We start from the raw sequence: 18,464 nt of genomic DNA, 5'->3' as shown, positions 1-18,464 counted from the left end.
CGCGGAAAATCGAAGCCGGGGGAGTCGCGCCCTGGCCGATGCCGGCGCCGGCTGTCCATCAGCTCCCCCGGACCCATGGGCGGCTGGACTGTCAGTGGCATCGGGGATGCTCGGTGGTTGTTGCTATCGACCCAGGGGGCCTCAGATGTCGATCCGTATTGCCAGCCGCCGCCGCGCAATGGCGTCACTGATCGCGGCCTTTCCCGGCGCCGAGATCATCGACGTGACCTCCAAGGCACCGGAGCCGTGGGTGCGGTTCAGCCCGTTCTTTCCGCACGGCGGCATCCCGGTCCCCTTCTCCGAGGGAGTGACCAGCCAGTCGGTGGAGGGTATCTGGCAGGCCCTCAAGGTCTTCCACGACTCCGACGTCGACCCCGCGAAGCTCGGAGTCACCACGATGAAGGGCCTGAAGCGGACGGTCCGCCGGTACGGCCCCGTCCAAGGCCACCGAACCGGCCTGGACGGCGACCGGCTGCTGCCCTACGAAACCGCCCGGCGCCGGATCTACCTGCCGGCCTACCGGTGGATCCTGGAGCACCGAGTGGCCGACCTGGTCGAGCAGCTCAGGACCGGGAGCGACGTCGTACTCCTGGACTACACCACCAACGGGGACGTCACCGACCCCACCACCCCGCTCTCCCACGCCGCGCTCATCCAACTGCACATAGAAGGGCGCTGGCCCACCGAGGACGACGAAGACGGCCCCGACGCTCCCGTCAGCCTCAGCCATCGAACCCCATGACCGATCCGAGAGAGACTCTGTCCTTCGCCCGAGCGCGAACAGGGTCCCACCGATTTTCCGCGGAAAATTTTCCGACCGGGTTCGTGCACCGGAACCGCCGCCCGGACACCAGAAGGTGGCGGCCGGATCCGACACGACCCCCACGACACTTCCTTGAGGCGGAGCCATGGATGAGTACGCAGTCCCGATCCTTCCGAGCCGGGACCTGGACGAGACACAGGAGTTCTACGGCCGCCTCGGCTTCGAGCCCCGCGGCCGCTGGGACGGCCCGGCCGGCTACCTGATCGTCGTCCGTGGCACCGTGGAACTTCACTTCCGTCACGACCCCGGGGTGGACCCACTGGCCACCGCCGGCAGCTGCTACCTCCAGGTCCGGGACGCGGACGCACTGCACCGCGACTGGGCCCGAATCGGCATCCCCACCGACCCGGGCACCGGCAGCCGCCTGACACCGGTGGTCGACACCGACTACCGGATGCGGGAGTTCGCCCTGGTCGACCGCAGCGGCAACCTCCTCCGGATCGGCAGCCTGCAGAGTTCCTAGGGAGTGTCGAATGGTCAGGCAGCGCTTGGAGACGGAGTCCGCGGTGGCGGCCTCCCCCTGCTGGAGGCCGGTGACTTCGCGAGCAGGCCGACCAGCGCAACACGGGACGATGGGGCGGTCGTCGCGGGACTGCTTCGTGGCCCCGATTTTCCGCGGAAAATTCCAGCCCCCGGAGTCGGGTAGATCTGACGTGGGGGAGAAGCGGAACTCCTCGCCGTCTCCAGGCGCCTGGTCCGGCAGAACCACCCGGCTCCCGGCCAGGCAACGGTCCGGCTCTTCTTGACCACTCGTGCGCGAACCAGCGATGCTGCCAACGGCACCGGTCGAGCGGTTGCGGTTGCGGATGCGGCTACCCGATGCCGATGTTCGATCGCCCGAGCTGTGGCGAGTGCCGGTCGCTGGAGCGATGTCCGGAAGGGGAGGCTGACATGGGGCCCATCGAAACGCCAGGTCCGGAACTGGGCTGAGAGCCGGCCCCTCGTACGAGGGCGATAGGCCGCCCGTTCTCCCGGATTAAAGGACTCGGCGCATTTCGCGCACGCCGTGCTTTGAGCTCTGAACACAAATGACGTCAGTAAACCTGCAGTAGATCGGGCTCGTGGCGATGGCCGGCTCACCGGAATCAGCGACGCGCGGGTCAGGAGTCCCGGAGTGACTTCGCCCTGCTGCCCGACCGTGAGGTCCGCCGCGACCCACCGACCCAGAGGCGAGGGAAAGCACGGAAATGACGAACGTCGACTCCGGTCTCGAACCGGCAGAAAGCGTTGCCCGGCCGATCAGTGTGTGGCGGCAGCGCAACTTCCAGGCCATGTGGTCTGCGCACACTCACCGCGCCCCTGATCCTCGTGGTCGACTCCGCGAGCTACCTGGCGTCCGCGCTGCTGCTCAACCTCATCCGAACGCCCGGGGCGCAGGCACCGCAGCCCCGAACGAAGACCAGGATGCGCACCCAGATCGCCGAGGGACTGCGGTTCGTCTTCCGCCACCGGACCCTGCGGTCCCTGGCTCTGGCGACGGGCATCAGCAACCTCGTGGGGCTGGGCGGCGCGCTGGGGGCCGTACTGACCGCGTACGCCCTGCGGGATCTGAAGCTCTCCCCGGGAGAACTCGGGCTGGCTCTGACCGTCGGCAACTGCGGCGCGTTGCTCGGCGCCACGCTCAGCAGCCGCCTCATCAGGACCGTCGGACTCGGCCCGGTCCTGATCGCGGCCAAGTCCATGTCGGGAATCGCCGTGATCCTCCTGGCGACGGCGGCCCCGGCTCGCGCCGTACCCACCCTGATCGCCACCACCGGCATCATGGCGTGCGGCATCACCGTCTACAACATCGGCCAGGTGAGCCTGCGTCAGGCCATCACACCCACCGGCATGCAGGCCCGGATGAACGCCTCCGTCCGCTTCGCCATCTGGGGCACCCTCCCGATCGGCGCGCTGGCCGGCGGCTACCTCGGCTCCGTCCTCGGCACACGTCCCACGCTGTGGATGATCGCCGCAATCGGGCTCCTCTCCTGCCTGCCACTGATATTGACCCCGGACGTCCGAACGCTGCGGGTGTTTCCGGTGCAGGCTGCCGAGTGACAGGAATCGGGACTCCGTGATCCACATCGGCCGAGTCGGCCACGAGACGCTCTGCCCGTAGGAGGCGAACCTGCGGATCCGGCCGGGAACTTCGACGAGCTCCTCGACTGGCTGAACCGGCTCCGAGGAGTGGTGGAAAGTGCGCGTTCTTCTCCCGCAGGACGACGACATCGCCAGGCGCGTACTCGGGCGCTTCGGTGTGACTGACCCGACCGGGCGCTTCCTACCGCCGCCTAGCGCCGCCGTTGTCCGCCGTCACCGCTCATGGCCGGGTAGCGCAGCTCCAGACCGAGCACGGCGGCCGGAGGCTGCTCGTGGTAGCGGACCCGGAAAGGGGCTGCGGCGGGTTCGGCCTGGGGGTGGCAGTGGTGGCAGAGCTGTAGTCTGCGGGCCATGACGCTGGCGATCGGGGCGGTGCACGGCTTTGCGGCACGCAACTTGCTCGCGCACGCGGGTGTGGATCCGGACGGTCTGCGGCTGGACGCGTACGAGCAGGTGGACCGTGGGGTCGCGCTCGCGCTGAGCGGGTTCGACTCCGAGCGCTCCGAGCTGGTCGAGGGCGCGGTCGCCATCGCCTCGGAGATCCTGCGGCGATGGCGCACACCCCGGCCGGAGTTGGTGGCCGGTCTGGTGCGGTGCCTGGAGTCCCGTCATCCTCACGCCAGGGGGCAACGCGGCGATGCTTCTGGCGCGGCTCGTGCGGGCGGACTCCACGCAGGACGTCATGCAGGACGTCACGCAGGACGTCACGCCGGCCGTTCCGGCGCTGGTCGTGGCCGCCGGTGACTCGTACGACCGGGTCGCCGGGCCGGCGGCGCTGGCCCTCGCCCGTTTCGGCCATCCGGGGGCCCTGGGCCCGGTGCACCGGTGGCTGGCGTCGAGCAGCAGGCTCCCGTTCTTCCAGGTGACCTCCCTCGGAGAGGTACTCCTGCCGCTGGTGGGACGTGCCGACGAGTTGCTCCCCGGGATCCGCCGCATGCTCGTGGACTCGGCCGACGCCGAGCAACTGCGTCCGGTCCTCAGAGCGCTGGCCGAGTGGGGCCCGCCGCGAGCCCGGCGGTTCCGGAGCTGGTGTCCGCACTCGCCACCGGCAACGCCCGGTGGGCCTGTGACGTGCCCGGCGCCGTCGGCGCGGCGGCCTCGCCCGCGGCCGACATTCTCGACGGCTTCGCCCGCGGCCTTGCGCGGCCTCCGCGCCTCGGAGGCGGGGCCCTGGGGCCGGGCGGCGTACGGCGGTGGCACGGCGCCCAGAACGCGGCGTGGGCCCACTGGCGGATCACCAGCGGACCGGGTGTCTTCCTGGCCTTCCTGGAGGACGCGTCATCCCGGGGCCTGGCCGCCGCCGACCTCGGCCGCCTGGCGGAGCTGGGGCCCCGGGCGGCGGGGTGTGCCGGCGCACTCCGGCCGTTGCTGGAGTCGCCCGGCCCGTGGACCCGGGTCCAGGCCGCCCATGCCTGGTGGAGCATCACCGGCGACGCGGGAGACCGCCGTCCCGGTACTGCTGGCGGCACTGGAGCCGCTGAGGGCGGCCCGGGCCGACGAGCCCTGCCGCGCGGCGGTCCGGTACGTCGCCCGTATCGGTGCACCGGCCGCCGCCGCGGCACCGCTGCTCGAAGCGGTGCTGTCGTCCGAGCGGTGCTTCCCGGCGGACGTCTACCTCGCAGCCCGCGCGGCCCTGGCGGCCTTCGGGGACCACCACCGACGGTAGACCGTCGGTTCTCCCGTCGGTTCTCCCCTCGGCCGCCGGCGTCCGGAGGGGTCGGTCACGGGCACGACCGTCAGCTCGCGGCTTTCCCGGCCGCCCCGTACTCGCGGTGCATGTCGAGGTAGGGCAGCCGGACCTGCTCCCGCCAGTCGTCCACCTGCTCGTGGGCGGCCGTCCGCACCGCGGCCGCCTCGGCCGCGTCCTCGGCCCAGCCGTACGGGTACGGGCTGCCCAGGGCCACCGCCGCCGCGGCGAGGTAGCGGGCCATCGCCGCATCGTCCGGCACGGCATCGCGCACGGCCTGGTGCCCGACCGGCCGCCGCGTCACCGGCTGGCGATCGCCCCCGGCGACCGCACGGCCGTGCTGGAGGCGCTCCACCGCCTTCCACGCCCCGCGCGGCACAGCTGCGCGGGGCGTTGCGGTCGGTTCGGTGCTGCGCGGGCCGCTCCTCTGCTGCGACCCGCTGCCGGAGGCCGTTGTCGTCGCCCGGTCAGCCGGGCTTCGTCATCCCGCCCAAGGGAGTTCGGCGTGCCGAGACCCTGCGGCAGCTGATCCGCCAGCCGTCAGCGGTGCGCACGACGGTGTCGTCGTAGGTGACGGAACCGCAGGAGCCGTCCGCCTTGATGCCCAGCCCCTTGGAACGGACCTGCACCCGGCCGTCCGCCCCTGCGGTGACGACGACGTTGGTGACGTGATGCGCGACGGGGTTGGCCGCGCCCAGCGCCCAGGCCGCTTCCCGGACGGCGGCCACCCCTGACAGCGACTCCTGGCCGAAGTCGGTGAGGTCGTAGACCACATCGGCGGTGAACAACTCGTCCAAGCGGTCCAGGCTTCCGTCGTCAACGAGGTGACCGTGCAACGAGACCAGTTCGATGACGGACAGGCGATCTTCAAGAGCGAGTGACACGCGCGTCCTCTCCGGCCCGACGTGGATGGCGCCGAGCCGAGTAGTCAGGGGGATCCGACGTCAGCACGGGCACTCCGCGCAGGAGCAGGGCCGTGCACGTCGTGATCGTCCCTCACCGGCGGTCGGCCTGCCACCGACTTCCCCAACCCGCGCCCTGCCACGGTCAGCTGAGGCACGGCTGCTCCGCCGCCCTTCCGCTTGATCCACTCGCTGTTGCCCAGCGGGTAGGCCTCGGGGTCGGACTCGCTGACCTTGTACGGGAACACGCTGGCCGCCCTTGACGGTGATCACGGGACTGCCCCGGTCGAGGTCGATGTCGAAGGACTTGGTCTCTGCACGCCAAGGGCCGGTTCTCCAGACGCATCTGACACCGCCGAACCACCCGACGACGTCCCGCGAGCGCCCGTCGACGTCCCGCGAGCGCCCGCCCGAAAGATTTTTCACCGGCGAGCGATGAGTTTCCCTCCCGGGCCCGGTCTACCTTCCAGAACACCGACACGAGAGGGAGAGCGCACATGTCCTTTCAGGCGTACCTGGACACCATCGAGACCAAGACCGGCCTGACCCCGCGCCAGTTCGTCGCGCTCGCCGCGGAGCGCGGCTTCGACGACCCGTCCACGAAGGCGGGCGTGATCCTCACGTGGCTCAAGGAGGACTACGGCCTGGGCCGGGGGCACGGCATGGCCCTCGTCCACGTCTTCAAGCACGGCGCGAAGATCGACGCCAAGCACGTCGGCACGACGGGCTCGCACCGCGACGCCTCCGACACGCTCTGGCTGGACGGAAAGGCGACCCGGCCCGCATGACCCCCCACACGCAAGCCGCCACCAGGACCGCCACCGGGACCGCCACCAGGACCGCCGCATGGACGGAGCGCACGGTGGTGCGCGACGGGGTCCGGCTCTCCTGCCGCGACTGGGGAGGCCCGGGCCCGTCCGTGGTCCTGCTGCACGGACTGGCCGGCCACGCGGGCGAATGGGACGCGTCGGCCCGGGCCCTGAGCGACCGGTACCGGGTGATCGCCCTCGACCAGCGCGGCCACGGCGCCAGCGACCGCACACCGGAGGACCTCTCCCGTGCGGCCCACGTCGCCGACGTCGTCGCCGTACTGGAGCAGCTCGACCTCGGGCCGGTGGTGCTGGCCGGCCAGTCGCTGGGCGGGCACACCGCCATGCTCACGGCGGCGGCCCACCCCGAGCACGTCCGCGCCCTCGCACTCGTCGAGGCCGGGCCCGGCGGGCCGAACCCGACTATCGCCGCCGAGGCCGGGCGCTGGCTCGACTCCTGGCCGCTGCCCTTCCCCTCGCGGGGGGCGGCGGTCGCGTTCCTCGGCGGCGGCCGGGTCGGCGAGGGCTGGGCCGCCGGGCTGGAGGAGCGCGACGCGCAGTGGTGGCCGCGCTTCGACCGGGACGTGATGGTCGCCTCGCTGGCCGAGAACGCCCGGCGCTCGTTCTGGCAGGAGTGGGAGCAGGTGGCCTGTCCGGCCCTGCTCGTGCTGGGCCAGTCCAGCTTCATCCCCGTGCGGGAAGTGGACGAGATGCTCGCGCGGCGCCCGGGCACGCTGGCCGCGAGCGTCCCGGGAACGGGGCACGACGTCCACCTGGAGCAGCCCGAGGTCCTGCACCGCCTGCTCTCGGAGTTCCTCGACGGGGTCGACCCGGCCGCGGAGTCCGCCCCGGCGTTTGCCGCAGCGGCCCGCGCCGCCGGATAGGTGAAGGGTCGTCACGACGCGGTGGCGACCGGGTATTCCGACCGGAACAACCGACTGAACGGGAGCAAGGGCATGGGCCTGATCCACATCGAGCTGTTCGCGACCCTCGACCTCGTCGGGCAGGCGCCCGGCGGCCCCGACGAGGACCCTGAGGGGTTCCCGTTCGGCGGCTGGCAGGCGCCCCTGCTGCACGAGGTCACCGGGGCGCAGATCGCCGCCGCGTACGAGGGCACCGACGCCCTCCTGCTCGGCCGGCGGACGTACGACCTCTTCGCCTCCTACTGGCCGCACCAGAAGGAGGGCGAGATCGCCGAACTCTTCAACAGCGTCCCGAAGTACGTGGCTTCCCGCGGCCGGGCGGACCTTTCCTGGGCCGGGTCCACCCAGCTCGGCCCGGACCTGGCCGCGGCGGTGCGCGAGGTCCGGGACCGGCACCGCAACGTGAAGGTCGTCGGGAGTCTCAACCTGGTGCAGACCCTCCTGCGCGAGAAGCTCTTCGACCGTCTCGATCTCTGGCTGCACCCGATCGTGCTCGGCGTCGGCAAGAAGGTCTTCGACACCGGCGCCGTCCCCACGAACCTCACCCTCCTCCACCCCCCGGCCGCCAGCCCCACCGGCACCGTCCACCTCCGCTACGGCCTCGCCGAGGGCACGCCCCGCACCGGAGACATGTCCGCCCCCGACCGCGGCCTCGGCGACGACGCCTGAGCCCGACCCGTCCCGTACGCTCCCGCCCCGCCGTCGCTGCCGGTGGCCGTCGGCCACCGGCGGGCGGAGGAGGGAGGGGGGAGCCTGCGCGCCGCGCACCGGCGGTGCTCGGCCACCTGCTGGATCCCGTCACCGGGTCCGCGTTGGGCGAGGCCCTGGTGTCAGCGCCGCCAGCGGTGGTAGGCGTCCCACTCCTGGGTGATCCAGGTGCCGTCGCCGAGCGGTGTCACGTTGTCGACCTCGGGCACCGGGTACTCGACGCGGCCGTGCAGGGTGCCGGTGGCGGGGTCGGCGAGCCAGTGGCTGTGCTGGCGCCAGCGCTCCTCGCCGAACAGGTACACCGCGGCCTCGTCGTACGGGTTGTAGAGCGCCACCAGCGCCGTGTCGTCGTCCACGAAGCCGCTCGGGGAGGAGATGTACGGGTCGTTGTGCACCGAGCAGTCGCCGGTGCCGGGGGCCGGGAAGTCGCTGAGGGTGAGCGAGGCGGTGACCTGGTAGCTGGGGAGGTCGTGCCAGCTGACGTCCCGTCCCCTGGGGTCGAGGGTCATGCAGCGGGTGCGCTGTGAGTCCGTGCCCAGGTGGTCGCGTCCGCTCGGGGGCCGACCGTCGCCGTCCTGCGGCAGCCGCCTGCCCAGGACGATGCCACCGTTCTCGCACCGCGCCTCGTAGTGGGTGGCCGGCGCCCGCCCGTCGGACACGGACACGCCGCGGATCTCGCCGTTCCCGTCCCGGAGCAGGCCGACGAACTGCCCGTAGCCGCCGCACTGGAGCATGCTCCGCGCCAGCTCCGCCCCCTCGGCGTCGAGGGTGAGGATCAGGGTGCTGTCGGGCAGTCCGGAGGGCAGCCGCAGCCAGGTCCGGGGCTCCTGGCCGGTGCCGGTCATCGCGAGGTGGGCGGGGTCAGCGAAGTCGACGTAGCCCCAGCGCCCCACCTCCCACGTGCCGTACGGCTGCTTCCACACCGTCCTGCCGTTCCGGGCGACGGCGACGTACTCGGTCGCGGTGCCGAAGACGGCGAGCGACTGGTCGGGGGTCACCCACTCCCTCGTCCACCGGTCGGGCGTCGGGGCCGGGAACCGTGCCGTCAGTTCGGCCTGTTCGCGCAGCTCGTAGATGTGCAGGGACTCGGCGCTGCGCACGTGCAGACGGGGTACGGGGCCGGAGGGGTCGAGAAGGGTCCGGGTGTCGGCGTCCCGGTCCGGGATCGGGTACGTGGCCACCAGTGTGGGTGTGATCGTCACACCGGAATCTTCCCGCAGCGGTTGCCGGGCGCCGGGCGCCGGTTGGCGGTCGCCGATTGGCGGGATCTTGGCGACCCAAGGCGTTGACGCCACTCGTCGGGCGGGCCCGGGGACCAGAGGATGGAGCCATCGCCGACCGGGGGAGCCCGGTACGGCCCCCGAAACCCGAAGGACCCCCATGTCTGCGACCGCCGCTCCCGCCGCCGCGCCCACCGAGAGCGCCAGCGCCGTCCTGAACGTGCCCGCCGCCGCCCCGGCCGAGGCCGCCGCCCACTACGCAGCCCGTCTCGCCTTCGAGGCGGACGTATCCGACGTCCACGCCGACCTGGAGTCCGGCGCGCCCGGCATCGTGGTGGTCGACACCCGCGGCGAGGCCGCCTGGGAGCAGGGCCGCATCCCCGGCGCCCTCCACATCCCCACCGCGCGGATCGCCGAACTGGCGCCGCAGCTGGTCGACCCGTCCCTGACCGTGGTCACCTACTGCTGGGGCCCCGGCTGCAACGGCGCGACCCGCGGGGCGCTGGCCTTCGCCCGCCTCGGCTACCGGGTCAAGGAGATGCTCGGCGGCTTCGAGTACTGGGCGCGCGAGGGCTTCGCCTACGAGACCGCCGCCGGGACCGACCAGCGCCCCGTCGACGACCTGACCGCCCCGCGCTCGGGCATCACCTGCGCATGCTGACCGGCACCCCACGGCCGGGCGGCGTGATCCGCCCGGCCACCGCGGCCGACCTGCCGGCCGTCGCCCGCCTGTGCGCCGCTCACGCCGCCTTCGAGCGCGCCGGACCCGTGCCCGCCGACCTCGCCGCCCGCCTGGAGCCCGTGCTGTTCTCGGCCCACCCGCGGGCCTGGTGCCTCGTGGTCGACCACGGCGGCGAGCTGATCGGCTACCACTGGCGTCGGCACCGGCACCGGCACCGGCCTCGGCACCCGCACCGCCACCGGCACCCGCATCGGCACCGGCCTGACGCTTCCGCAGGGCCACGACCGCGCCGACCAACGACAGGAGCACGACGGCCACCGCCAGGGCGTACGCGCTGAGCAGTTGTCCGGCCTCGGCGACGGTGACGTGCAGGTCCAACGAGACGTCGAGCAGCAGCCCGATCAGCGCGAACTCCGCGTCAGGCGTCAGGAACGTGGGCCGCGTGACGTGTCCAGCTTCTCGATCTCCTCCTTGAGGACCTGGTAGGCCTCCCGTTCGTCGCTCGTGCGGGGCCGTCCCGCCTCGAACGACTCGAGTTCCTGTTCCAGGAGCTTGTAGGAGCCGTACTGGGAGTACTCGTCGAACAGCTCCCGCCGGAACGCTTCCGCGAGCGGGGTGTTGTCCCCGACGTTCCTGGAGGCGAACCGCTCTCCCCAGGTCGCGCGTTCGTCGGCGAGGTCTTCGATGACGTCGAGATCGGTGGGGCTGTACGGCATCGGCACCTCCTCGTCGACGGTGACGGCCTCGTACACGGCCCGTACCTGCGCCTCGTGCCGGTCCTCGTGCAGGGCGAGGCCGTACACGGGTGTCTTCTTGCCGAGGTAGCGCTGCAGGTAGTGCTGAGCCGAGACCAGCGACTGCGCCGACTGCGTGTAGTCGACGAGGAGGACCTTGCCCGGCAGGTCCTTCGGCAGGAACTCGGCGAAGTGGGCGTCCAGCATGGCCTGCTGCTGTTCGGACGGCGGGGCGCTCGGCCGCTTCACCGTGGACTCACGGCCGAACCAGTTCTTCTCCCGCGACTCGGTGGTGAGCACCTTCCCGAGGATCGAACCCGGGTCCTCCGGTCCGGGGCGGAAGCTCGACAACGGAATCGAGTAGGTGATGCCGGGGTTCCTGCTCTGGAGGTGCGCCATGACGGCGGCCGGGCTGCGGCCCAGCCCGACGTAGACGAACTTGCCGGGTGGGTACGTCTTCTCGATCCAGTCGCCCAACTCCACTACCGACGTCAGGAGTTCATCCTGCTTCTCGGCGTCCTTGCCCGCGCTGAAGGCCGCCAGTTCGTTCATGAACGGCGCCTGGTCGTTCGGCTCGTACTCGCGTTCCGGACCTGACTTCAGGAAGGTGTCGAGAGAGCGGTACGCGGTGCTCTTGTAGTACGGCGACCGTTTGTCGTTCTCACCCAGGCCGCCCGCCTCGAGCCACTTCTTGGCGAGCTCCGGCCTCAGCTTCTTCGTGTCGCCCGTCGCTTCGTGCAGCGAAACCTGGAACACGGAGTCGTCGTCCTCGACGAACTCGTACTTGCCGTCCCGCATCTCCCAGGCGCCCTGAACGGTCGCCGCGGAGGACAGCTGCGCTTCCTTCCGCACCGCATGACCGGGCCGCGCCGTGTCCGCCGTGGCGGTCGTGTCCGTCGCATGCCGCGCGCCCGTGGACATCAGGCGGGTCGCGTTCGCCTCGGCCTCCCGCTCGAAGCGGTCCGACGGGTCGGAGACCCGCAGGCCCGTGCCGTTGTCCGTTCCCGCCACCGGGCCCTGCCGCTGCTGGATGACATGGGTCAGTTCGTGCGCGAGGGTGTGGCGATCGCCCCCTCCTTCGCCGATCACCACATGGCTTCCCGAGGTGTACGCGCGGGCGCCGACCTCGGCGGCGGAGATCCTGGCGTGGTGGTCGTCGTGGATGCGGACGTCGGAGAAGTCGGCGCCGAACCGGGACTCCATGTCGTCACGGGTCGCCCTGTCCAGCGGGCGGCCGGGGGAGCGCAGTACGTCGTGCACGGTGGAACGCTGCACCAGTGGCTGCCCGCCCTGACGACCGTCGTCGACGAGGAGCTGGAGCCGGCTTCCGGCCGGGAGGTGCCCGGCCCGCCGGAGCATCTGCACCACCGCGGCGTTCCCGACAGTGCCTTGCAGGAGCTGCAAGGGCTCCAGGGGCTGCGGCGCCGGCCCGGTGCGGCGCGGCCGACCCGGTCCGCTCGCCTTGTCGTTGACAACGTCCGTCTGCTTGCCGCTGTGGAACACGCCCGCTCCCGGATCCGTCCTCAATCCGCCGATCTCCACCCACCAGGGTCCCGGCGTGCACGGTGCACCGGCCAGAGCCGCACATGCAGCCCGAGGGCAGAGTTCGGTGCCCTTCCGGACAGACCGGGAGCCCGAAGGGTGGCGGCGGCGCCGGGAGAGCAGTGCAGGGCGCGCGACCTCGTGCCGGATCCCGTGCACGAACTTGCGGCCGTGGCGGGGCCAGCAGTCCACCGAGCCGGCCGCGGCCGACGCCAGCTGCGCCTGTGCCTGCGGCTGACCCCACCGACCGGTCCACGGCCGGGCGCCCTTCGGCGTCAGTCGTGGACCGCCTGCGCGGCCTGCGGTCCGTGGTCGGCCGCGGCGGCGGCCGTCAGGTCGTCGAGCGGGGACGGGAGCCACTCCGGTTCGGTGCGCGAGGTGGCCCGGGCGATCAGCAGTACACCCTTGCGGAAGGGGTCGTCGACGTCGGCGACCCTCAGCGGGGTGTCGCCGTCGTAGAAGTAGCTGCTGGGTTCGCCGAGGAAGGCGAGGCGGCGGCGCAGCACGGTCGCCTGGGCGGCGGGGTCGGGCAGGTGGCGCAGGAAGGCGAGGAGTACGAACCAGCCGGTTCTCGTCGGTGATGAATCGCTCGGCGGGCTCCCGCAGGTTCCGCAGCAGTTCGGCCCGGCCAGCCTCGGTGGGGCTGAGCACGTGCCGGGGTGCGGCCACCGCGCCGGGCTGCGCCTCGCGGGTCAGCAGTCCGGCCGCCTGACAACCGGGCGATCCGGACCCGCAGTTCGTAGCCGTGCAGCGGCTCCTCGTACTGGAACCCGGGGATGGCAAGATCCAGCATGCTCGACATGGTCGGAGTACAGGCCGGAGCCGCCATATGCCGGTCCGACGCGTGCTGCGGTGGCGTCAGCGGCCGCGGCGGTCAGGCCGGTTCGACGCCCAGCCGGGAGCCGCGCCCGTTGAACCCGAGGCCGGGTGTCACCTTCCGCGACCGGGGCCCGGGCCCGCCGGTGAGGGAAGCAGGCCTGCCCGGGCCCGTACGGAGCGGGTCGGTAGGGTGCGCTGTCATGGCGGACGATTGGCAGGACGACAGGATCGGCAGTGCCCTGAAGGGGACGAACCCCACCGTGCTGCGGCGACTTGACGCCGGATTCGCGGTGATCGGCGATGTGCAGTTCCTGCCCGGGTACTCGGTCCTGTTGACGGACGAGCCCGGTGTGGAGCGTCTGTCGGATCTTTCACGGGGCAGGCGGACGGCCTTCCTGGCCGACATGGACCGGCTGGGCGAGGCCGTGGAACGGGTCTGCCGGCGTCTGGACCCGGAGTTCCGGCGGGTGAACCTGGAGATCCTCGGCAACACCGACGGCTTCCTCCATGCGCACGTGTGGCCGCGGTTCGAGTGGGAGCCCCCGGACCTCGTCCGTCGACCGGTGTGGCTGTATCCCGCGGAGAACTGGTGCGATCCGGCGAGCGCGCTCGGACCGGAGCACGGCCTCCTGCGCGAGGCGATCGGCCGCGAGCTCGATGTGCTGTCGGCTCCGACGGGTTGACCGCCTTCGGCTGTCCGGTTACGGCGCGCGAGCGGGGCGGCCCCGCAGCAACGCCACCGGGCTGCTGAGCTCAGGGCACGGAGGCGGAAAACGTCCAACTCCGGGCCGGCGGCAGGTGTGAACCCGCGTCATTGCTCCGAACGGGTGGCGGCCGGGTTCGGCGCCGGGGTGGGATGGGCAGAGCCTTCGGCATGACGACTCCCACCCGGCGCCACCGCCGAGGCCACCGCCCGGACGCCTTCACCGCCGCCGCTCCGGCCCGTGCCGCGCGGCCGTCGGTACCGGCCCGGCCGCGCGGCAGCGGATGCTGCCGCACCTGGTCCAGCGAGCACCTCACCCCGGGCGGCACGGTGGTGCGCACCACCTGGCACGAGCCCGCCTGCAAGACCCGGGACTGAGCCGAGCCGCCGCGTCCCGTCGCCGCCGCCCGCCGCCCGCCGCCCGCTGCCGCGCCCGCCGCCCGATGCGGCGGGGCGCAGCGGGCCGGCCCCGTGGGCGTCACGGGAGGCTGCGACCAGCACGGTGATGCGCCTCAGTGGACGCAGAACTCGTTGCCGGCCGGGTCTCCGGAAACAACTCCATCACGCTGCCTTCGCGATGCAGTTGGCGCACGTGCACGGCGGCCAGCCGTTCGCCGGGTGCCTGCCGACTCGGGCGCTGGTCTCGGGGTCGTACTCGTCCAGGGGGTTGCCCGCTGCAAGCCGCTTGCGCTGCTCGGCCTTGTACTCCTCGTACGTTTTTGACGTGGCTGGCCACCTCTGGTCATGCGTTGCTCCGATTACTGACCCCCTGATCGTGTCCTGTCCGCCCGAGCCGTTGCGACGGCGGGAAGGCGTCTCTCAGGCTTCCTGACAAGACGTCATTTCCATGTCATTGGGCGACGTTTGGACGTGCCTTGGAGCCATGACGACGCCGAACGAGACTCCGCGGGCCGTGCGCCTTCGCCTGCGCCTGAGCCAGGACGAGTTTGCGAAGCGCCTGCGCGCGGCGGGAACGGAACAAGGGGAGACCAACGAGGCGAGCAAGCGGCTTGTTCAGCGCTGGGAATGGTTGGCTTCGGCAAGGAATTCGATGTGAATACCGGCCCCTGGGAGTTTCTCCTGTTGGAGAAGTCCACAGTCGACGAAGTCCTTGCGCAGTACAGCTCTCCCCCTGCGGAGTAGCGGAAATCTGAAAACGCAGTCCAATTGTTGTACCTGCTCTACAAGCCGTTCATCCACAGCCGCACCTTACCTGCCGCAGGCAGCTCCCGGGCCGCACCGTCAAAACGGGCCGGGAGGGTGCTCCGGCTGTTGCAGCAAGCCGCTTCCTGGATTGGCAGTGGGGATCCTCGAGAAATAGCATGGGTCGGCGTTGTCGGCGATGAGCGTACCCAGTCCCAGGCCCCCGTGGCTGCCCACCGCGACGAGCATCGCGCCAGAATCCCCGTCCTCGGGCCTGCGAGTTACGGGGCCGACGCGTATGGTGTCCCTGAACAGACAAACATATGTCGGCCTAAGAACCTTCAGTAGTGAATTGACAGATTTGACGCGCCCTCCGTGGAAACCGGTCATCACTCCCGCGAAAGCCACGTCGAGCCCATAGGCGGGACTCCGGTGCCTTCGCCGCCGTCCTGCAGAACCCGCGGGGGAAGAGCACCCTCACCTTCTCCGGGGCCGACCTGCTGGACCCCAACGACATCGGACCGATCCCCGAGCCCGCCGCCGACATGCTCATCCCGCAGGACGGCCCCAGCGTCCTGGTGGCCACCGGTCTCGTCCAGCACGGCACCACGTCCCGCACCCCGGTGAACACGGGAACGAACGAGCAGGTCGGGCTCGGCGTGGCCGTCACCCGCGAACAGTTCTGGCACTCGACGGGAGAGTCCTACAGCCTCGCGCCCGGCGAGACCAGGACCGTCAACTACAGCGTCACCCAGGGCATGCAGGAAAGCAGCTCGGAATCCGAGACCACCAACGCGTCCGTCGGCGTGAGTGCCAGCGCCGGATGGGGCCCGTTCAGCGCCTCCGTCTCCGCCTCCCTGAGCGAGTCCTCCATCACCACCCAGCAGCTCACCGTGTCCACCCAGACGACCACCTTCGTCTCCACCACCTACCTGAACCTCAGCAAGCACCCCGAACTCAACCTCTTCTGGCAGCTGACCGACGTCGCCACCGTCTACGACGAGAACGGCCTGCCCCTGGCCTCCGTGATCTCCGGCGAGGCCCCACCGGTCGTCTCCGGTCCCTGGGACGTCCAGGAGATCGAGGGGACGAAGCAGCGGAAGCTGGAGCGGAAGTCGAGCCACGACCGGCCGGCCAAGGCGTGAGCACACAGGGTCAGTGGCGGTGGGTGAGGCGGTGCAGGACGGTGGCCGGAGTGAGGCTGCGTTCGACGGGAAGCAGGTAGGCGACCGGCCCCGTGACGTTTTTTGACGGCAAGCTCATCGCTCGACTTCCGCGGTTCTGATGGGCGTGGTGTGATCATGCCGCGTGGTCGATGCCTGCTCGGGCCCAGGCTTACTGGACAGCCCGGATTTCGGCGTGGGCCGGCCTTCGGTGGCCAAGGCGTGAGCGTTCGCCCTGGTCGAGGCCAACCACCCGACCCTCCACACGCAGCTGAAGCAGCTGCCCTGGCGGGACATCCCGCTCATGGCCCGTACCCGCGCCACCGCCCACGGCCGCGACGAGATCCGGCGACTGAAGGTCGCAACCGTCCCCGGCCTGCCCTTCCCCCATGCCGACGCGCCTCGGCCATACAGCGAAAGGTCCCGGCCGCCCATAGGACAACCGCATCAATCAGGACACATCTTGAACAAAGTAGGATGACTCAACTCCCGCGCTACGCGCGAAGAGTTCCATATATATGTCATTTGCCCGAATTATCTCCCGCTTCACACGCACGGAGCCACCCTCATGGACAACACGTCCAGCGCCGTCACCGACGGCGCGATAGAGACGCGCGGTATCGAACCCGTCCCCGACCACGAGCGCCGGGGCAGAGTCCGCGAGCTCTTCCCGACCTGGGTCGCGGCGAACATCAGCGTCCTGCTGCTCACCATGGGTGCCGCCCTGGTGGTGTTCAACCAGCTGAACTTCTGGCAGGTCCTGATCGTCGCGGCGTGCGCCGCGCTCGTCTCGTTCGGCCTGGTCGGGGTGCTGTCGGTCTCCGGCAAGTGGGGCGGGGCGCCGGGCGCGACCCTCTCGCGGGCCACCTTCGGGGTGCGGGGGAACCTCTTCCCCGGCGCGATCCTCTGGATCGCCCGCTTCGGCTGGGAGACGATCAACGCGGTCACCGGCGCCTACGCCGTGCTGACCGTCCTCGACCTGCTCTTCGGCATCAAGAGCAACACCGCGCTGATCGTGATCACGCTCTTCGCCTTCGTCGCCTGCACCTTTCTGGTGTCCGGCATGGGCCGCAAGGCGCTGAACGTCTGCAACACCTGGTCGACGTACCTCTTCGGCATCTTCAGCGTCCTGGTGCTGGGCTACCTGGTCGCGACCATGCACTGGAGCGAGGTCTTCTCCAAGCCCGCTGGCACCACCGCGATGATGATCGCCGGCATCGGCACCATCGCCGCCGGCGGCATCAGCTGGGTCCCCACCGGCCCGGACTTCGCCCGCTACCTTCCGCACGCCGCCTCCGGCCGCAAGATCGTCGGCGTGACGGTCTCCGGCGCCGGCCTGGTCATGGTGCCGATGGTGCTGATGGGTGCCGTGATGGCGGTGGCCTCGCCCGGACTGGCCCAGGCCGCCGACCCGGTCTCCTTCCTCGGTGACCTGCTGCCGACCTGGCTGGCCGTGCCCTACCTGCTGACCGCGATCGTGGGCATGCTGCTGATCAACAGCCTCTCCATGTACTCGGCCGGCTTCACCGCGCAGACCATGGGCGTCAAGCTGCCGCGCGCCATGGCCGTCAGCATCAACGCCGTGATCTCGCTGGTCGGCGGCCTGATGCTGATGCTGGTCGCCAAGAGCTTCCTCGGCTCCTTCATCACCTTCCTGATCCTGCTCGCCGTCTCCTTCTCGGCCTGGATCGGCGTCTACGCGGTGGACATGTTCCGCCGCCGGACGCGGGCGGTGCGCTACGACGCCGTCGCGCTGATGGACACCAGCAAGGGCAGCCGGTACTGGTACGCGGGCGGCTTCTGCTGGCAGGCCATGGTCTCCTGGGTCCTGGCGCTGCTGATCGGGCTCGCCTTCACCAAGTGCGACTGGTTCTCCGGCCCGCTCTCCGGCACCCCCGTCGGCAAGTACGGGCTCGCCTGGGCGGCGACCATCGTGATCTCCGCCGTCATCATGGCCGTCCTCCCGACGCCCCGGGAGAACACCCGGGCCGCCGACGCCGACGCCGCCGACGCCGAGGCGAAGCAGGCCGAACGGGTCACCGTCTGACCCGCTCGACCTGACGTCCGTCGCAGGAAGCGCCCGGTCCTCCGCTCAGCCGAGCGGAGGACCGGGCGCTTTGGCGTCCGGCTCTGAGTGCCGGTACTCAGGCGGGGAGGCCGTCCGCGCCGGTGCAATGGGGACGTGAGCACAGCGAAGAACGCCCTGGACACTCCCGACCCGAAGTGGTGGCACTACCCGACGGCCGCCGCCCTGCTGATCCCGCTCTGCTGGGCGGCTCTGCTGGTCGTCATCGTCGGGAACGGCCTGTTCGGCTACTGCGCCCTGCACGGCGGGTGCGACCACGGGCACCGGGAAGCCCGCCGGCACCTCGCCCTCGGCCTCGGCTACGCCCAGCTGCTGCTCGCCGCGGCCTCGTGGCCGATGCCCCGGATCCGCCGCTGGACGATCGCCCGCTTCGTCCTCTGCGCCTTCTCGGCCCTCTGCGGCCTCAGCGCCGGCCTGGCGGTCGTTCTCGCATGAGCC

The 18,464-nt window shown here is 71.1% G+C and carries 19 protein-coding genes and 2 pseudogenes; 15 read left to right on the top strand and 6 right to left on the bottom strand.

Annotated features, from left to right (window positions below):
- The first annotated feature begins 145 nt into the window (after nt 1-145).
- The 3 genes from HS99_RS13390 to HS99_RS13380 all read left to right on the top strand — a co-directional run bounded on the left by HS99_RS13390 (nt 146) and on the right by HS99_RS13380 (nt 2,863).
- Nucleotides 146-742 carry a DUF6939 family protein gene (locus tag HS99_RS13390; RefSeq protein WP_030556111.1) on the top strand — a complete coding sequence of 199 codons (597 nt, stop codon included), beginning with the start codon at nt 146-148 and terminating at the stop codon, nt 740-742.
- A 166-nt stretch (nt 743-908) separates the two neighbouring features.
- On the top strand, nt 909-1,286 hold the full coding sequence (locus HS99_RS13385) for a bleomycin resistance protein (RefSeq protein WP_030556113.1): 378 nt from the start codon (nt 909-911) through the stop codon (nt 1,284-1,286).
- Nucleotides 1,287-2,131: 845 nt separating this feature from the next.
- On the top strand, nt 2,132-2,863 hold the full coding sequence (locus HS99_RS13380; RefSeq protein WP_050366264.1) for an MFS transporter: 732 nt from the start codon (nt 2,132-2,134) through the stop codon (nt 2,861-2,863).
- A 233-nt stretch (nt 2,864-3,096) separates the two neighbouring features.
- Here HS99_RS13380 and HS99_RS44830 read toward each other — a convergent pair whose 3' ends face one another.
- Nucleotides 3,097-3,258 (bottom strand): hypothetical protein, encoded by a 162-nt coding sequence (locus HS99_RS44830; RefSeq protein WP_157846621.1) that lies wholly within the window; start codon nt 3,256-3,258, stop codon nt 3,097-3,099.
- On the opposite strand from HS99_RS44830, the gene HS99_RS44025 reads away from it, so the two are divergent.
- Both HS99_RS44025 and HS99_RS13375 read left to right on the top strand, forming a co-directional pair.
- Nucleotides 3,257-3,649 (top strand): hypothetical protein, encoded by a 393-nt coding sequence (locus HS99_RS44025; protein WP_141763716.1) that lies wholly within the window; start codon nt 3,257-3,259, stop codon nt 3,647-3,649. The genes HS99_RS44830 and HS99_RS44025 overlap by 2 nt on opposite strands.
- A 664-nt stretch (nt 3,650-4,313) precedes the next feature.
- On the top strand, nt 4,314-4,571 hold the full coding sequence (locus tag HS99_RS13375; RefSeq protein WP_030556117.1) for a hypothetical protein: 258 nt from the start codon (nt 4,314-4,316) through the stop codon (nt 4,569-4,571).
- A 70-nt stretch (nt 4,572-4,641) separates the two neighbouring features.
- Here the strand turns inward: HS99_RS13375 and HS99_RS44020 are convergent, their stop codons facing one another.
- Nucleotides 4,642-4,836 (bottom strand): hypothetical protein, encoded by a 195-nt coding sequence (locus tag HS99_RS44020; protein ID WP_141763715.1) that lies wholly within the window; start codon nt 4,834-4,836, stop codon nt 4,642-4,644.
- Nucleotides 4,837-5,059: 223 nt separating this feature from the next.
- Nucleotides 5,060-5,476: a nuclear transport factor 2 family protein gene (locus tag HS99_RS13365; protein ID WP_030556121.1), complete on the bottom strand. Its 417-nt coding sequence runs from the start codon at nt 5,474-5,476 to the stop codon at nt 5,060-5,062.
- Between the two features lie 515 nt (nt 5,477-5,991).
- Between HS99_RS13365 and HS99_RS13360 the strand changes: the two genes are divergently transcribed.
- From HS99_RS13360 to HS99_RS13350, 3 genes are all read left to right on the top strand, one after another.
- Entirely contained in the window at nt 5,992-6,282 is a 291-nt protein-coding gene (locus HS99_RS13360; RefSeq protein ID WP_030556123.1) for a DUF4287 domain-containing protein, read from the top strand.
- Complete coding sequence (locus HS99_RS13355; RefSeq protein ID WP_107050800.1) at nt 6,279-7,187, top strand: alpha/beta fold hydrolase; 909 nt, start codon at nt 6,279-6,281, stop codon at nt 7,185-7,187. Before HS99_RS13360 ends, HS99_RS13355 begins: the two co-directional genes overlap by 4 nt.
- 72 nt (nt 7,188-7,259) lie before the next feature.
- Complete coding sequence (locus HS99_RS13350) at nt 7,260-7,895, top strand: dihydrofolate reductase family protein (protein ID WP_030556127.1); 636 nt, start codon at nt 7,260-7,262, stop codon at nt 7,893-7,895.
- Between the two features lie 161 nt (nt 7,896-8,056).
- Here the strand turns inward: HS99_RS13350 and HS99_RS13345 are convergent, their stop codons facing one another.
- Nucleotides 8,057-9,136, bottom strand: coding sequence for a hypothetical protein (locus HS99_RS13345; protein ID WP_030556129.1), 1,080 nt, complete (start codon nt 9,134-9,136; stop codon nt 8,057-8,059).
- Nucleotides 9,137-9,314: 178 nt separating this feature from the next.
- On the opposite strand from HS99_RS13345, the gene HS99_RS13340 reads away from it, so the two are divergent.
- On the top strand, nt 9,315-9,815 hold the full coding sequence (locus HS99_RS13340; RefSeq protein WP_046386390.1) for a rhodanese-like domain-containing protein: 501 nt from the start codon (nt 9,315-9,317) through the stop codon (nt 9,813-9,815).
- Nucleotides 9,816-10,261: 446 nt separating this feature from the next.
- On the opposite strand, the gene HS99_RS42450 is transcribed toward HS99_RS13340, so the two are convergent.
- Nucleotides 10,262-11,929: an eCIS core domain-containing protein gene (locus HS99_RS42450; RefSeq protein WP_094743032.1), complete on the bottom strand. Its 1,668-nt coding sequence runs from the start codon at nt 11,927-11,929 to the stop codon at nt 10,262-10,264.
- Between the two features lie 458 nt (nt 11,930-12,387).
- Nucleotides 12,388-12,905 (bottom strand): annotated as a pseudogene (locus HS99_RS13330) (PadR family transcriptional regulator).
- 226 nt (nt 12,906-13,131) lie between these two features.
- On the opposite strand from HS99_RS13330, the gene HS99_RS13325 reads away from it, so the two are divergent.
- The 6 genes and pseudogenes from HS99_RS13325 to HS99_RS13300 all read left to right on the top strand — a co-directional run bounded on the left by HS99_RS13325 (nt 13,132) and on the right by HS99_RS13300 (nt 18,461).
- Nucleotides 13,132-13,614 (top strand): HIT family protein, encoded by a 483-nt coding sequence (locus HS99_RS13325; RefSeq protein WP_030556133.1) that lies wholly within the window; start codon nt 13,132-13,134, stop codon nt 13,612-13,614.
- Nucleotides 13,615-13,805: 191 nt separating this feature from the next.
- A complete protein-coding gene (locus HS99_RS13320; protein ID WP_141763714.1) occupies nt 13,806-14,012 on the top strand; it encodes a hypothetical protein in 207 nt (68 codons plus the stop codon).
- Between the two features lie 505 nt (nt 14,013-14,517).
- A pseudogene (locus tag HS99_RS41060) lies at nt 14,518-14,661 on the top strand (helix-turn-helix domain-containing protein); the annotation flags it as partial.
- Nucleotides 14,662-15,322: 661 nt separating this feature from the next.
- Complete coding sequence (locus HS99_RS44825; RefSeq protein WP_030556139.1) at nt 15,323-15,922, top strand: hypothetical protein; 600 nt, start codon at nt 15,323-15,325, stop codon at nt 15,920-15,922.
- Between the two features lie 586 nt (nt 15,923-16,508).
- Nucleotides 16,509-17,987 (top strand): purine-cytosine permease family protein, encoded by a 1,479-nt coding sequence (locus HS99_RS13305; protein WP_030556141.1) that lies wholly within the window; start codon nt 16,509-16,511, stop codon nt 17,985-17,987.
- 135 nt (nt 17,988-18,122) lie between these two features.
- The gene (locus HS99_RS13300; protein ID WP_030556143.1) at nt 18,123-18,461 is read left to right on the top strand and encodes a hypothetical protein; all 339 of its coding nucleotides are present in this window, start codon (nt 18,123-18,125) and stop codon (nt 18,459-18,461) included.
- Nucleotides 18,462-18,464 lie beyond the last annotated feature (3 nt).

Source organism: Kitasatospora aureofaciens (genome assembly GCF_001188955.3).
Taxonomy (GTDB): domain Bacteria; phylum Actinomycetota; class Actinomycetes; order Streptomycetales; family Streptomycetaceae; genus Kitasatospora; species Kitasatospora aureofaciens.
This window is presented reverse-complemented; position numbering and strand designations above follow the sequence as displayed.